Annotated in this window: 11 protein-coding genes; 4 read left to right on the forward strand and 7 right to left on the reverse strand. The window is 69.5% G+C overall.

Annotated elements, in window-relative coordinates:
* Positions 1-190: 190 nt before the first annotated feature.
* The 6 genes from ACIRRY_RS19035 to ACIRRY_RS19060 form a co-directional block, all read right to left on the reverse strand.
* The gene (locus tag ACIRRY_RS19035; RefSeq protein WP_403973877.1) at positions 191-517 is read right to left on the reverse strand and encodes an XRE family transcriptional regulator; all 327 of its coding nucleotides are present in this window, start codon (positions 515-517) and stop codon (positions 191-193) included.
* Positions 518-704: 187 nt separating this feature from the next.
* Positions 705-1,385: a hypothetical protein gene (locus tag ACIRRY_RS19040; RefSeq protein ID WP_403973880.1), complete on the reverse strand. Its 681-nt coding sequence runs from the start codon at positions 1,383-1,385 to the stop codon at positions 705-707.
* Positions 1,382-1,906 carry a SigE family RNA polymerase sigma factor gene (locus tag ACIRRY_RS19045; RefSeq protein ID WP_403973882.1) on the reverse strand — a complete coding sequence of 175 codons (525 nt, stop codon included), beginning with the start codon at positions 1,904-1,906 and terminating at the stop codon, positions 1,382-1,384. The genes ACIRRY_RS19040 and ACIRRY_RS19045 overlap by 4 nt, the downstream gene beginning before the upstream one ends.
* A gap of 101 nt (positions 1,907-2,007) precedes the next feature.
* Positions 2,008-3,894, reverse strand: coding sequence for a Xaa-Pro dipeptidyl-peptidase (locus tag ACIRRY_RS19050; protein WP_403973884.1), 1,887 nt, complete (start codon positions 3,892-3,894; stop codon positions 2,008-2,010).
* A gap of 1,162 nt (positions 3,895-5,056) precedes the next feature.
* Positions 5,057-5,746 (reverse strand): response regulator, encoded by a 690-nt coding sequence (locus ACIRRY_RS19055; protein ID WP_403973886.1) that lies wholly within the window; start codon positions 5,744-5,746, stop codon positions 5,057-5,059.
* Positions 5,743-7,407 carry an ATP-binding protein gene (locus ACIRRY_RS19060; protein ID WP_403973888.1) on the reverse strand — a complete coding sequence of 555 codons (1,665 nt, stop codon included), beginning with the start codon at positions 7,405-7,407 and terminating at the stop codon, positions 5,743-5,745. The genes ACIRRY_RS19055 and ACIRRY_RS19060 overlap by 4 nt, the downstream gene beginning before the upstream one ends.
* A 245-nt stretch (positions 7,408-7,652) precedes the next feature.
* Here ACIRRY_RS19060 and ACIRRY_RS19065 point away from each other — a divergent pair, with 245 nt between their 5' ends.
* From ACIRRY_RS19065 to ACIRRY_RS19075, 3 genes are read left to right on the forward strand one after another with little or no spacing between them, the layout of a single operon-like run.
* Positions 7,653-8,513 (forward strand): ABC transporter ATP-binding protein, encoded by an 861-nt coding sequence (locus tag ACIRRY_RS19065; protein WP_403973892.1) that lies wholly within the window; start codon positions 7,653-7,655, stop codon positions 8,511-8,513.
* The gene (locus tag ACIRRY_RS19070; protein ID WP_403973894.1) at positions 8,510-9,388 is read left to right on the forward strand and encodes an ABC transporter permease; all 879 of its coding nucleotides are present in this window, start codon (positions 8,510-8,512) and stop codon (positions 9,386-9,388) included. The genes ACIRRY_RS19065 and ACIRRY_RS19070 overlap by 4 nt, the downstream gene beginning before the upstream one ends.
* Before the next feature lie 59 nt (positions 9,389-9,447).
* Positions 9,448-10,536, forward strand: coding sequence for an ABC transporter substrate-binding protein (locus tag ACIRRY_RS19075; protein WP_403973897.1), 1,089 nt, complete (start codon positions 9,448-9,450; stop codon positions 10,534-10,536).
* Between the two features lie 72 nt (positions 10,537-10,608).
* On the opposite strand, the gene ACIRRY_RS19080 is transcribed toward ACIRRY_RS19075, so the two are convergent.
* Positions 10,609-12,258, reverse strand: coding sequence for an alkaline phosphatase family protein (locus ACIRRY_RS19080; protein WP_403973900.1), 1,650 nt, complete (start codon positions 12,256-12,258; stop codon positions 10,609-10,611).
* Positions 12,259-12,580: 322 nt separating this feature from the next.
* Between ACIRRY_RS19080 and ACIRRY_RS19085 the strand changes: the two genes are divergently transcribed.
* Positions 12,581-14,332, forward strand: coding sequence for a hypothetical protein (locus ACIRRY_RS19085; RefSeq protein WP_403974579.1), 1,752 nt, complete (start codon positions 12,581-12,583; stop codon positions 14,330-14,332).
* The last annotated feature ends 133 nt before the right edge of the window (positions 14,333-14,465 follow it).

Genomic DNA, 14,465 nt, shown 5'->3' on the forward strand with positions numbered 1-14,465 from the left:
GCCGGTGCTGTGGGGGGGCGCTGCCCACGGGCACTCTTCATCATGGGAGGGCGGAACCTTCGCTCAGCGGAGTCCCCTACCGACGCGATGGTGTTCCACCCCTCTACCGGGGTGGAACATCGCCTGAAGTCACGACGCGAATCTGTCCATCGAACTGCGCATCGACCTGGGTAACGGCGCGTCGCTCGTGTCAGCCGAGTACGTAGCTCTCGTCACCGAAGTCGGCGACGATCTTCAGCTCGCCGCCGAGCGCCTTGACATAGGCGGCGAGGGTGTCGACCTCGCTGCGCTCCAACTGACCCTTCTCGATGCGCGAGACACGGGCCTGGGTGACGCCCATGGCTTCTGCAACCTGGGCCTGTGTGGTGTGCTGCCGCTTCCGCAACTCGGCGAGGCGGTGCACACAGGAGGCCAGGACCATCGCCTGCGCACCCTTCTGGATCTGATCCTTTTCAGCGTCGGTGAAGGCTAAATTCTCAGCCGGGTCTCCCCAGGAGATGCGGCTCGCCCCGGTCATCCGCAGATGTCGACGGGAGAGGGTCGAGTACCCATCGGGGCTGTTTCCTCTTCGGGGTTTCCTTGCCCCTCAGCCATCGCCGGGACGCTCTCCACAGAATAGTCCTCCACAGCACAGACGACAGCCGACGCCTCCCTACGCGCACCCGCCGTGCCGTTGTCTGCACTGCCACCGCTGCTGGCCGCACTCAGTTCCTGCTCGCGCCCACCGCGGTGGCGGACGTCCGGGTGAGGATCTCGCTCGCCTGGTCGATCACTGCCCGCGAGGCGTCGTTCAGGCAGGCGTAGCCGCCCCGTGCCTCTCCCCCGTCGTCGGCCCGCGGCCGGACGGCGACCAGTTGCCGGTTCCCTCCCGCCCGTTCGCACCAGTCGTCGACCGGGTACACCTGACGCACCGTCACGCGCGCGTCGGTGTCATCGCTCCGGACGTAGAACACCAGCACCGCGCCCATGCTGAGAGGGGTCAACGGGGACCGGGAAACCGGACTGAACGAAACGATGGCACGGGCCCCTGAACGGGCGCCCGCCGGCAGGACGACCTGCCACCCCCGACTCGGCTCCCGGGACAGACCGGCCCGCGGGATGTCGGTGAACCCGGGCGGCGCCCAGGATGCCGGCGGTGCTGCCGCAGTTTGCTCCGGAGGCGGGGAGGAAGGCCAGGTCTGCACCACCACGCCGACCGCCGCGACGACGACTGCGGCGGTGGCGCCCGCCAGCCAGATACGACGACGGCGCCGGTACGCCGTCACCCGCTGCCGGATCTCCTGGACCCGCCGGGGATTCGGGGCCGCCGGAGTGGCCCGGGCCAGCATCAGACGCAGCAGTTCCTCTTCCGGCCCCTGTGCCGTCTCTTCTTCCTGACGCGTCACGGCTGTTCACCGACTTCCAGGAGATGTGACGGCGTGAGCTGGTGGCGCAGGAGCCGAAGTGCTTTGGCGGCCTGGCTCTTGACCGTGCCGGGACGGCAGCCCAGCACCTGGGCGGTCTCCTCCACACTCAGGTCCTCGAAGTAGCGCAGTACCACCACCGCCCGCTGCCGTGGCGGCAGTTGACGGATCACGGAGGCCAGCGACTGCTCCAGATCGATGTCGGCGAAGACGTCCCGGGCCGGGGAGACCTCCGGGAGGTCCCGCATGGGTGTCTCGCCCCGCCAGCGCCGTCGCCACCAGGTCGCGTAGGTGTTGACCAGCGCCCGGCGCGTGTACGCCTCCGGGTTGTCCCCCGCAATGCGCGACCACTTGGGCCACACCCGGGCCAGAACCGTCTGCAAAAGATCCTCCGCCGCGTGCGCGTCACCCGTCAGGAGCCATGCGGCCCGGTACAGACGGTCCCCGCGGGTGGCGACGAAGTCCTCGAATCCCGGCTCGCCGTCCGCCGCCGATTGGTTCACTCCGTCGCGCCCCTGCCCTCGTCGTCCCTCCCGTACCCCGTCAACCACACGGCGTGGCCGAACGGTTGCCTGCTCGGGCACAGTGAACTGTCCGGTCGCCATCAACCTAGCGCCGCCGTGAGGGCCTTGGATCCGCCGACAGCCGCTGCCCGCAGGGAGGTGCGGGCCAGGTCGAGGGTGATCGTCGGCCGGTCGGCGGCCCCCTGGGCGAAGCCGCGGTCGGTCCCCGCGATGATCAGGGCGAGTCGGTGTCCTGCCGGGACGACGTGGTCGGTGGCCGCGAGGTCGAGAGTCAGAGTGCAGGGCTTGCCGGGCACCAGCGCCGCGACCTTGTGGGCGTCGGCACAGGTTCCCAGAGCGGCCCAGCCCCGGCTGAAGACGGTGGAGGTGACGTGCGTGGTGTCGGCCTCCGTCTGCTTGTAGCAGGCGCTGTCCGCGGTGGTGCTCGCGCCCCAGCAGGTCCGGCCGACGAGTGTGGTGATGCCCAGGCCACCGGAGCCGTACTGCCGGATGGTCGCCGGTCCGATGTCGACGAGGACGGCCGACAGGTTGGCGGTGGGCGTCGTCGAGGTGGCGGTGACGGTCAGCTCGGGTGAACCCGTCAGGTGCAGGGCCTTGCCGAGCGGCTGGGTGAGGAAGCCGGCCTTGTCCGGGGTCGAGGTGGCGGCCTGCTCGGCCCAGTCGAGTTCGCTGTGGCCCCGGTCGTCGGTGAAGGTCGCGGTTCCCGTGCCGGGTGACGTGCCGAGGGTGCCCACGCCTTCTTTCGCGCCCCTGCCTGGGCTCAGCGTCACGGACGCGGCTGCCCTGGGTGGCCAGGCGGTGTCCGTGGTCCAGTGGTCGGGGGTGCGCTCCACGTCAGCCATCGGCGCGCGGTCGATTCCGTTGTCGTAGCCGAGGAGTTCGTGGTCGAACCAGCGGTGCAGCGTGTCCACCCACTGCGCACGACGGTAGTCGAAGGGGTCGACGTGCCCGGTCTGGCTGAGCCAGATCTTCCGGTGCACCCCGACCTTGGCGAGGGCGTCCCACCACCGGCCGAACTCCTTGGGACGAACGGCGAGGTCCTGCAGACCGTGCACGACGAAGACACTCGCCCTGACCTTGTCCGCAGCGGCAACGTAGTCCCGTTCGCTCCAGATCTGCGACCAGTCACCGGACCGGGCCGCATGGTCGCCCAGCGGCTTGTTCACGGCGGCGCAGCGGGCGCCGGTGGCGTCGGTCTCGACCGTGCGGATCAGCGTGCCAGGGGTCGGGGCGCTGCCGACCAGTTGGACCCCCTGGGAGAAGTAGGCGTCGTACCAGGAGGAGATGGAGCTGATCGGGACGATCGTCTTCAGCCCGCGTACACCGGTGGCGGCGACGCCGTTGGCGACGGAGCCGTCCCAGCTCTTGCCGATCATGCCGGTGGCGCCGTTGGTCCAGGACGCGGCGGCACGCTGGGATCCGGTGCGGGTGGTGTAGGCGTGGGCACGTCCGTTCAGCCAGTCGATGACGGCCTTGGCGGACTGCACGTCGATACGTCCACCAGCGTCGGTACAGCCGTCGGAGCGGCCGGTGCCGGGGAGGTCGACGGCGACGAAGGCATAGCCTCGGGGCACGAAGTAGTTGTCGTAGAACAGCGGCATCCGGATCAGACGGCCCTTGGCGTCGTACGTCTTCTTCTGGCTCTCGTTTCCGCGGCCGCAGCACGAGTAGTAGGGGCTGGCCTCCATGACGACCGGGATCTTGCGGCCCTTCGCCGCGGGTTCGCCCGGACGCACGATGTCGACGGCGACCCGGTCCTCCTTCCCGTCGCCGTCTGAGTCGAGTCCGGTGCCGACCCAGACGCTCTCCCGCACGGCCTTCTGGTACGAGTACACCGGTTTACTCTCCCCGGACAGGCCCGGCTCGCTCACCGCCGGAGAGGCCGACCCGCCCGTCTCCGCCGTCGACGGACCTCCCAGGAAATGGACGCCGGCCAGCAGCACGGCGGCCACCGTGGCTGCGATCACCGCCACGGTCAGCGGCGCGCGCGGCCCGCGTCGGCGAGGTGACGCATCAGATCGGTGGGAACGCATGGACGCAGCCTTCGGTCGCTCGGCATTCGGACACAGGGCAGACGACTCCGCACGATCGCGGGGCCACCGCCTCCATGCCGTCAACAACCTGGGTACCGTTGGAGGTTGCCCTGTTCCGGAAACGTCTGCCGGCCACCCCTGCTGCAGCCGCGTGCGGTACGGCCGGCCCCGCCTCCCGCGGGACCGTGCGCGGCAGCGGGGGGGGGGGCGCCGCACTCGCCGCTGTCAGGCCCGAGAAGCCGAACGCCGGGCGGGCGGCGAGGAGCGTGGCGTTCGTGCCGTCGAAGTGCAGGGTGTCGGCGAGGTGGAGCAGGCCATGGGTGCGGCGGCGGTCAGGGACGGACGAAGCAGTCGCGCTACCCGTGACGACGGCGGCGAAGCTCGCGCCGGGCACGGCGAGCGTCACGAGAAACAGGAACCTCATGAGTCATCCAACCCGGTGTTCCGCGGAACGCTACGAGCGGCCAACTCGACCGGGCCGACCTCGTCCTGCCCGCGCCGCGCAACCAGCGAATAGGACAACGAATCGGCTCGGAGACACCGTCAACCTGCACGGCCGCGCCCTCCCGGCCCCTGTACGGCCCCTGTACGGCCCCTGGATCTTGGTAGCGAGCCTCCAGACAACCTCTCGGACACCCGGAGCCAACCTCGATCACCTACTCCGCCGCAGGTCAGATGAGTTAGAGCTCCCCCGAGTGCCGCCGGACTCCGAACTCACGAGCAGCGGATTCAGTCCGTCCAGGCGAAGTTGACGACCCGGCAGGACAAAATGAACGTTTCCTCAAGTCAAGAGCCTGCACAGGTGGGGCGGGTGGGACTCGAACCCACGGCCGACGGATTATGAGTCCATTGGGGATCTTGGCGGCCCTTGCCGATCAGTGCCGATTCACGCCGTTCTTGCAGGTCAGACGTGCCGATCAGCGTCAGCCCTGTGTGGTGCTTGTCGGTCCGTTCCTGTCCTTGTGGCCCCTCAATGGCCCCTGGAGGGCGATGAGTTGGACGCTTTCTACCTTGTCGGGCGTGTTCCGAACACCGTGTCACTGAACTGCTCTCTGCACGCTGGCGAGCTGCTGTCAGGGGGGTCTCGGCACCCACCTCATCGGGCGATCCGGTAGCGGTGTTCGGGGCGGCCGGTGGCTCCGTAGCGGAGTTCCAGCCGGACCATGCCCTCCCGTACGAGGTAGGAGAGGTACCGCTGGGCCGTGGCGCGGGAGACGCCGGTGAGTTCGGCGGCCTGGGCGGCGGACAGGGGGTCGTGGACGGTGCGCAGGACCTGGTGCAGGAGGGCGAGGGTGGGTGCGGAGTGCCCCTTGGCCGGGACCCGGGGGACGGCCGGTGGCCGGGCGGCGCTGAAGAGGGCGTCCACGTCGGCCTGGTCGGTGCGTGGGGCGAGGCCCAACGCGGCTACGCGGTGCTGGAGTTCGCGGTAGGCGGTGAGCCGTTCGGCCAGGTCGGCGGAGCCGAACGGCTTGACCAGGTAACCCACGGCGCCGAGCTTCATGGCGGTCCGTACCGAGGTGATGTCCCGGTCGGCGGTGATCATGATGACGTCGGGGCGGGCGCCGCCCTCGTCCGAGCTGAGCCGCCGCAGCACGTCGAGTCCGCTGCCGTCGGGCAGGAAGACGTCGAGCAGCAGCAGGTCGGGGTGGAGGGTGCGCACCGCGTCCAGCGTCTCGGCCACGGTTGCCGCCCGTCCGACCACCTCGAAGTCCTCGATGCGGGACGCGTAGTCGCAGTGGATGTGGCTGACGCGGAAGTCGTCGTCCACCACCAGGGTCCGGATCATCCGCGGTCACCTCCGGTCGTCGAGGCCGTCGTGAGCTGTGCGTCGCGTGGCACGGGAGTGGCGTCCGGCAGCGGCAGTACGACGGTGAAGACCGCGCCCGGTCCCTCGCTGACGGTGATCGTCCCGCCGTGTCGCTGGGTGAGCCGGTGGACGAGGGCCAGGCCCAGACCGCGCCGAGCGGTGCCCCGGTCGGGCCGGGTCGACCAGCCGTCCTCGAAGATCGACTCGGTGGCGCCCGGCGGAATCCCCGGGCCGCTGTCGGCGACCCGCACCATCACCAGGTCGACGGCCTCGATCAGCGAGAGCTCGACCTCGCAGCCTCCCGCCGGGGGCGGTCCGCCGGAGGCCGCGTCGATCGCGTTGTCCAGCAGGTTGCCGATGATGGTCAGCAGCCGGCGCAGATGCGGCGGGTCCTCGCCGAGCGCGGAGTCCTCACTGAGCACCATCCGTATCCCGCGTTCCGCGGCCACCGTGGTCTTGGCGACGATCAGCCCCACGAGCAGCGCGTTGCCGATCCGTTCGCGTACGGACTCGGTCAGCGCCTGGTCGGCGCCGGCCGACTCGACGGCGTACTCGAAGGCGGCGTCGTGGTCGCCGATGTCCAGCAGCCCGGCCACGGTGTGCATGCGGTTGGTGAACTCGTGCTGCTGGGCGCGCAGGGCGTCCGTCAGCCCGCGCACCGAGTCCAGTTCGCGCAGCAGCCCGATCAGTTCGGTGCGGTCGCGTACGGTGACCACCGCGCCCAGTTCACGCCCGTGCAGCGTCACCGGCATCCGGTTGACCACCAGGCAGTGGTCGTCGGTCAGCACGTTGAGGTCGGTGCCGGTCAGGGTGCCGTCCAGGGCGCGGCGCAGCCGCCCGTCGGGCAGTACCTCGTCGAGCCGGCTGCCCAGCGCCGTGCCGAGGCCGAGCAGGGTGCGGGCCTCGTCGTTGACCACGGTGATCCGGCCGTCGGGTGCGAAGGCGAGCACGCCCTCCCGGATGCCGTGGAGCATGGCCTCGCGGTCCTGGAACAGTCCGGCGATCTCCTCCAGTTCCAGCCCGAAGGTGGACCGCTTCAGCCGCCTGGCCAGCAGGAACGCGGCGGCCGAGCCGAGTGCGACGGCGATCGCGCTGTACAGGCCGAAGGTGGGCAGCTCCCGCCACAGTTCGCCGAGCACGTCGTGTTCCGGGATGCCGGCCGAGACCTCGCCGACCAGCTTGCCCGAGGGCCCCTTCAGCGGGGCCTTGCCATTGGCGGACCGCCCGGTCGCGCCCTGGTCGGAGCCGACGTGGGGACGGCCGTCGAGGACCACGATCGGATCGCCCACCGGCTCGCCGATCAGCGCCGGGTCGGGGTGCGAGTGGCGGACGCCGCGCAGGTCGATCACGACCACGTACGACGCCCCCGACGCCTTGCGTATGCGTTCGGCGACCGTCTGCACGACGTCGCCGCCACCGCCGTACTCCATGGTGTGCCGGATCTGCGGGTCGGCGGCCGTCGTCTGCGCGATGTCCAGCGCACGCTGCTCGTAGGCACGGTCGATCTCGGCCCGTTGGGCGAACGCGAACAGAACGAAGCCGATGGCTCCGGTGAGGGCCAGGATGGCGAGCTGGTTGGCCAGGATCCGCGCGGAGAGCCTCCCCTTCCCGCCGCGGCCGATCCTGGTTCGGAGGGGCATCACAGGTGCTTTCGCCCTTGTCATACGGCCGGGCCCGGCCCCTTCGCCGTACCCGTGGTGGCGTGATTGTGTCCCACCGCGGACATTCTGCCCACCCCCCGAACTGCTGAGCAGAATGCGCAGAACCCCTGTTAACACGACTAACGCGGGATACGTCTGAAACAGCGACGTAACACCGCGTGGCCTCTAGCGTCTGCCTTCCTCGAACTCCGAGGACCTCCGAGAGAGGAAGGAGACAGCCTCAGATGGCTTCGCGAAACGACGTTGCGACGGGCCCCGTCGCCGAGACGACCGGCCAGGACAGCGCCCGAGTCGAGATCTCAGGGCTCACCAAACGCTTTCTGACTCCCGCGGGTGAGGTGTTCACGGCACTCCAGGACGTCTCGTTCACCGTGGAGCCGGGCCAGTTCTGCGCGGTGGTGGGCCCGACCGGCTGCGGCAAGTCGACGACGCTGAGCATGGTGTCCGGGCTCGACCGGCCCAGCGAGGGCTCGGTCAAGGTCGGCGGCCGTGAGGTGGACGGCGTCACCGACGGCGTCAGCTTCATGTTCCAGACCGACGCCCTGCTGCCCTGGAAGACGGTCCTCGGCAACGTCCTGATGGGCCCCGTCTTCCGCCGGGTGCCCAAGCAGCGGGCCCAGGCCTCGGCACGCGACTGGCTGCGCCGGGTGGGCCTGACGGGGTTCGAGGACCGCTACCCGCACCAGCTCTCCGGCGGCATGCGCAAGCGCGTGGCGATGGCGGCGGCGCTGATCAACGAACCCAAGATCCTGATCATGGACGAGCCGTTCGGCGCCCTGGACGTGCAGACCAAGGCGATCATGTCGACCGAACTCCTCGGCCTGTGGGAGCAGATCCGTCCGTCGGTCATCTTCATCACCCACGACCTCGACGAGGCCGTGGCGCTCGCCGACCGGGTCGTCGTCATGACGTCCAGCCCCGGCTCGGTCAAGGCGGTCTTCGACATCGACCTGCCGCGCCCGCGCGGCGCGGTCCAGGAGATCCGTTTCCAGCCCCGCTTCATCGAGCTCCAGCACCAGATCTGGGACTGCCTGCGCGAGGAGGTGGAGCGCGCCTACGCCCGCACCGCAGGAGGTACGGCATGAGTACGACGTCCACCGTTTCCACCGCCCTGGCCGCGAACGGCTCCCAGGTCTCGGCCACAGTCGCCGCCAGGAGTGCCGTCCGGCGGCGCACCGCGCTGGTGTGGGCCGGTCGCGTCGGGCTCGCGGTCTTCGTCCTCGGCGGCTGGCAGGCTTTCACCGCCTGGGGGATCGTCGACCCGTTCTTCTTCGGGCAGCCGTCCGGCATCGCCAAGCGACTGGTCGACCTCTTCCGGCACGGCACCGAGTTCGGGTCCTTCTACTCGAACATCTGGACAACGATCCAGGAGGCGCTCGTCGGCTTCGCCCTCGGCGCCGTCACCGGAGTGGTCTTCGGCGTCGCGCTCGGCCAGAGCCGCTTCCTCGCCGACGTGCTCGGCCCCTACATCAAGATGGTCAACGCGATCCCGCGGATCGTCCTCGGCTCGATCTTCATCGTCGCGTTCGGTATCGGTGTGCTGCCGAAGATCCTGCTCGCCGCGGTGCTGGTGTTCTTCATCGTCTTCTTCAACGCCTTCCAGGGCGTCCGCGAGGTCGACCGCAACATCCTCGCCAACACCAGGGTCCTCGGCGCCTCGCAGATGCAGATCATCCGGCACGTCACCGTGCCCTCCGCACTCACCTGGATCATCGCCAGCCTGCACAGCGCCTTCGGCTTCGCCATCGTCGGCGCCCTGGTCGGCGAGGTGCTCGGCGCGCAGAGCGGCCTCGGCCTGGTCATCAAGACCGCGCAGAACAACTTCGACCCCAACGGCGTGTTCGCCACGATGCTCGTCATCTCGGTCATCGTGCTCGGCGCCGAGTGGCTGATCGGCAAGCTCGAACACCGGCTGCTGTCCTGGCGACCGCCGGCCCCGACCGAGGCGAACTCCCTCTGAAACCACCGCACTTACCCCCTCTTCGTCCCAACACCCTCAGCAAAGGAATGTGATCAGCCATGTCCAGACGACCCGCCGCCGTCGCCGCGTCCGTCCTCACGGTTCTCGTCCTCGGCGCCGTCAGCGCCTGTTCCGGCAACTCCTCGGCCTCGACCGGCGGTTCGGGCTCCACGCCGACCGTCAAGCTCATGGCCGGCGGCCTCGACAAGCAGATCTATCTGCCGTACCAGCTCGCCAAGCAGCTCGGTTTCTACAAGAAGTACGGCGTCAACGTGCAGTTGAGCACCGAGCAGGACGGTGGCGTGGGCGCCGAGGAAGCCATGGCTTCGGGGCAGGTGGACATGGCGGGCGCCTGGTACAACCACACGATCGAGTTCCAGGCCAAGGGCAAGGCCGTCGAGGACGTCGTGCAGCTCTCCGGCGCACCGGGCGAGCGCGAGATGTGCACCACCAAGTCGGGGGTCCACTCGGCCGCCGACTTCAAGGGAAAGACCCTTGGCGTCACCGACCTGGGGTCGGGCACCGACACCCTCACCCAGTTCCTGGCCGCCAAGAAGGGCATAAAGACCAGCCAGTTCCACCGGATCGGGGTGGGGGCGGGCTCCACCGCCATCGCCGCGCTACAGAACGGCAAGGTCGACTGCGTGATGACGACGCAGCCGACGGTGGCCGCGATCCAGAAGAAGGGCGTCGGTACGTCCGCGATCGATCTCGCCACCACGGCCGGCGCCACGGCTGCGATGGGCGGCGCCTATCCCGCCGCCAGTGTGCTCGCCCGCACCGACTGGGTGAACTCGCACAAGGCCACGGTGCAGAAGGTCGTCGACGCGCTCGTCGCCACCATGCACTGGATCAACACGCACAGCGCGGCCGACATCGCGAACAAGCTGCCGGCATCGTTCGTGTCCAACCAGCTGGTGACCAAGGCCGACTACGTCTCGGCCCTGAACGAGGACAAGGGACAGTTCCTCCCGGACGGCATCATGCCGGCCGGCGGCCCCAAGACCTCTCTGGCGACGGAGAAGCTGGTCGGCAACGTGAAGGGGGCAGTGGACCTCAGCAAGACGTTCACCAACGACTTCGCCGTCCAGGCCAACAAGACCGAAGGCTTCAAGACGACCACGACCCCGGCCGGACCGAACGGCTGAGCCCGCGCCATGCCCAAGGCCGCCCAGCTGACTGCCAGTTGGACGGCCGTCCGGCTCTCCCGACCGAAGGACTCAGCGGACCGGCAGCACGGGGGTGTGTTCCTCGCGTACGGCCTGTAGGGAGCGGGGGTCGAGACCGAGCAGGCTCAGGATCGTCGGTGCGATCTGCTTGGTCTGCACGTGCGCGGAGTCGCGCACGCCGTCCGGGACGGAGGCGCCGGAGATGACGAGGGGTACGGCGAGGTCGTCGGAGTGGCCGCCGCCGTGCTCGGCGATCTTCTTGGTGCCGCCGGTGTAGACGACGCCGTACTGCGCGACTCCGAAGAGGTCCGGGACGCGGGCGTCGCCGGGCTTGACGTGGAAGTAGTCGGCGGCGGCCCGGCCGGCGTAGACCTTGCTGAGCCCGCTGCGGGTGTATGCCTTGGGCTTGGCGTTGATGTCGGTGCCGATGCCGTTCTGGGCGAGCAGGTACTTCTTGGCGAAGGCGGTGGCGGCCGGGGAGCGGTCGGAGAGCCAGAGCAGCATGGCGTCGTCGTCCACGGCGTGTGTGACCAGGTCGGGGGCGCCGGGGTGGAGCTTCTTCCAGGCGGCGTTGAGGCCGTCAACCAGCGGGCCGTCGTCGATACGGGTGAGCGCGGCGGGGTCGGTGGGCGACTGGCCGTGCTTGGCGGAGAGGATGACGGTGGTGCTGCCGGCAAGGTGCCGCTTGGTGATCTCGGCGGTCAGGGCGCCGATCTCCGTGTTGACGAAGTCGAGGTTCTTCACCAGCAGGGGGCCCGGGACGTTCTTGGCGGTGTAGCCGCCGGTGAGGCCGTCCGAGGCGGGCAGCTTCTGTGCGGTGGAGACCGACTGGAAGTTGAGGCCGAAGATCGCCGGGGTGCCGACCTTGTGGGTGCGGCTGTGGTCGTAGCCGTCGATCTCGTTGAGGACGGCCTTCACCTTGTAGCCGTCGTACTGCTCGGTGGCCTTGTTGTCCGTGGTCCAGTCGTTGCCGGCGGCGTAGCCGAGGGCGTCGCTGTTGATCTCCGGGGCGAACAGGTCCTGGACGCCTGTGCCCGAGGGGCCGTTGAGGATTTCGTAGGCGGCGTGCTTGTCCGACCACGCGGTGCGCAGACCGGCCTGGCGGGCCACCTCGAAGATGGTGTTCACCTTGAGGTAGGAGTGCGGGTAGACCGGCTTGCAGGTCTTCGGGTCGACGGGCAGCTTCGACGCGTTGATCAGGCTCTGCGGGTGGCCGGTCATCGACAGGATGCTGTCGGGCAGGCCCGCGAGGCCCTGGCCGACGTCGATGGAGGTCTGGTTCTTGTCGAGGTCCTCGGTGAGGTCCACCTCGACCCCGGGCTTGACGCCCTTGCAGCTGGTGGTGCCCGCCGGGAGCAGGGCCGCGTTGTAGGTGTCGTCGTAGTAGACGCCCGTGGTGCCGGGGCTGCCGCCGGTCGCCTGGGCGGCCATGCCGGGGAAGGAGTCGGACGGCGTGGTGGTGCTGGCGTGGGTGAACTCCACGCCGCCGCCGACCAGTTGGGCCAGCGCGGACTTCGGGTGCCGGGCGATGTACCAGGCCAGGTCCGACTGGTGCAGCCCGTCGACGGAGATGAGCAGGACGTGTCGGGTGGCGGCCGGGTGGTGGGAGGCGGCGAACGCGGTGGGCTGGGCGGCGGTCACCCCGGTGAGAACTCCGGTCGCGGCGAGGAGGGCCGCGGGCCTGACGTTGCGTCTGGGCATCTGGATTCTCCCGGGTGTTCGGAGTGGGCCGCGGGGGGTCGGGTTCATCAGAGGCCCGCCTTGTGTACCGGAAACGGCACATGTGTGAACACACCCGGAATGAGCGGTCGGGTCTTCACCAAGCAGGCCCGGCTTTCCCCAAGACGGAGAAACGCACGCGGACCGGAAGAGTGAGCCCGGGTGGCGCAACGAAGCACCTGAAGATCAAGTCCGCGAGCGACCCGGCACCCCTGAACACCGGACCAATTTCTTATGACCCTCTCACCTCATCCGGACGAATCCGGAGCGCCAATCTTTCTTCTACATGATGTAGTAGATGAGTATGGAGAAGGTGGACAAGGCAGCCCATACCGTCGACACCGGAGGCTGGCGGCGCTACGCACGCCCACCCGCGGCCGGTCGGCCGCGGGCTTCCGAAGACGCGGACAACCCCCAGCAGTGGCACCGGGGTATGACGCTGATCGGCACGATCAGCCTGTTCATCGGTACCCGCTCGGCCTGGACCCAGGCGATGCTCTCCGATCCGCCCGTCGCCGCGGTCATCTCCGTCTGTTACGCCGGAATCCTCATGTGCGGGGTACTCGCACTCGCCGTACGGGGACGTCGGGCCCTGGTCCGGGTGGACGCCGGAGTTCTCGTCCTCGCGGTGGCCCTGGTGGTCTGCGGTTACTGGCTGAACCACGCCGGTACCGACGAGGGCGTACTGACCGCGCAGGCCGCGAACCAGATCGCGCACGGCCGCCCCGTCTACGGACAGCCCTGGCCCTGGCTGTTCGGCACGTCCCATTCCGGCCTGACCAAGACCATGTCCGGCTCGGCGGACTACACCTACGGCTATCCACCGCTGACCGCCCTGCTCGCCGCGCCGGTCCACGCCCTGCTGCACACTTCGGCAGCCGCCACCCTGATCACCACGGGCGCGCTGATCGCCGGAACGCTCACGCTGTGGCTGCTGCTGCCCGCCCCCTGGCGGTCGGCGGCCACCGCCGTGTGCCTCGGCTTCGGCATCCTCCCGGGCTACGCCCGCTCCGGCTACCCGGCGATCGTCGCCCTGGCCCTGTTGATCCCGGTGACGGTCTACTGGCCGACCACCGGAGGGGGCGGACGCCTGGAACGGAGCGGGGTGCTGCGGGCCGTGTGCCTGGGGGCCGCCTGCGTCGCCCAGCAACTGGCCTGGTTCTTCGCCCCGTTCCTCCTGATCGGCCTCTACGCGGTACGGCGCGGCGAACTCGGCGCCCGCCCCGCGGCGGCCGTGCTGGCCCGTTTCGCCGGAGTCACCGCACTGACGTGGGCAGGCATCAACGCCTACTTCGCCGCCCAGGGCTTCTCCGCCTGGCTGCACGGACTCCTGCTGCCCCTCACCCAGAAGGCGATCCTGCACGGCCAGGGCCTGATGGGCATCTCCTACTACTTCACCGACGGCAGCAGCCGCCTGGACTACTACTCCTACGCCAGCGAACTGCTCCTCGTCGGCCTGCTCGCCGCGACCCTGCTGTTCGCCCGCCGTCTGGGTACGGCGCTGACCGTGCTGCCCTGGCTGTCGTTCTACCTCGCCACCCGCTCCCAGGACGGCTACTTCCTGTTGATGACCCCGCTGTGGCTGGCCGCCGCCGCGACGGTCCCCTCCTCGGCCCTGGCCCATGCGTGGCAGCCCCGTATCCCCCGCCTCACCGGCCGCCCGGCGAAGGCCGCCGTGGCGACGGCGCTGGTGACCCCGGCACTGCTGTGCGCCTGCATCGCCGCAGCCAGCCCGCCGCCCCTGCGCATGGCCCTCACCACTCACCTCACCGGTCGGTCCCACCCCTCCGTCACCGCCGTCACGGTACGCGCGGCCAACACCACCGACACCGCCCTCACCCCGCACTTCGCCAGCCGCCTCGGCCAGGGCGCCTCGAACTGGTGGACCATCACCTCGGGCCCCGCCACCCTCGCCCCGCACAGCACGGCCGTGTACGTCGTACGACCGGCCGGCGGCCACCGCGCACTGCCCGGCGGGCAGCGGCGCATGTACCTCATCGCCGTGACCGGTACGCCCATGACCATCAGCACCGCACGCATCGAGGCCACCAAGTAGGCCGTGAGCCGGTGACGGGCAGCCGAACGGGGAACTCGGACAGTTCGTAGGTCATGAGACCCGACCCGACCGTGCCACCGGTCACCTGAACGCATCCTGACTGCGTGTGCTGATCACCTGTCCCACCCGTACC

This window comes from Streptomyces sp. NPDC101776 (assembly GCF_044766845.1).
Classification (GTDB): Bacteria; Actinomycetota; Actinomycetes; order Streptomycetales; family Streptomycetaceae; genus Streptomyces.

What these genes read in the sequence shown, in the direction of transcription:
- ACIRRY_RS19035 (WP_403973877.1), bottom strand. Translation starts at nt 517, where the DNA reads ATGACCGGGGCGAGCCGCATCTCCTGGGGAGACCCGGCTGAGAATTTA.
- ACIRRY_RS19055 (WP_403973886.1), bottom strand. Translation starts at nt 5,746, where the DNA reads ATGATCCGGACCCTGGTGGTGGACGACGACTTCCGCGTCAGCCACATC.
- ACIRRY_RS19060 (WP_403973888.1), bottom strand. Translation starts at nt 7,407, where the DNA reads ATGCCCCTCCGAACCAGGATCGGCCGCGGCGGGAAGGGGAGGCTCTCC.
- ACIRRY_RS19065 (WP_403973892.1), top strand. Translation starts at nt 7,653, where the DNA reads ATGGCTTCGCGAAACGACGTTGCGACGGGCCCCGTCGCCGAGACGACC.
- ACIRRY_RS19070 (WP_403973894.1), top strand. Translation starts at nt 8,510, where the DNA reads ATGAGTACGACGTCCACCGTTTCCACCGCCCTGGCCGCGAACGGCTCC.
- ACIRRY_RS19075 (WP_403973897.1), top strand. Translation starts at nt 9,448, where the DNA reads ATGTCCAGACGACCCGCCGCCGTCGCCGCGTCCGTCCTCACGGTTCTC.
- ACIRRY_RS19080 (WP_403973900.1), bottom strand. Translation starts at nt 12,258, where the DNA reads ATGCCCAGACGCAACGTCAGGCCCGCGGCCCTCCTCGCCGCGACCGGA.
- ACIRRY_RS19085 (WP_403974579.1), top strand. Translation starts at nt 12,581, where the DNA reads ATGGAGAAGGTGGACAAGGCAGCCCATACCGTCGACACCGGAGGCTGG.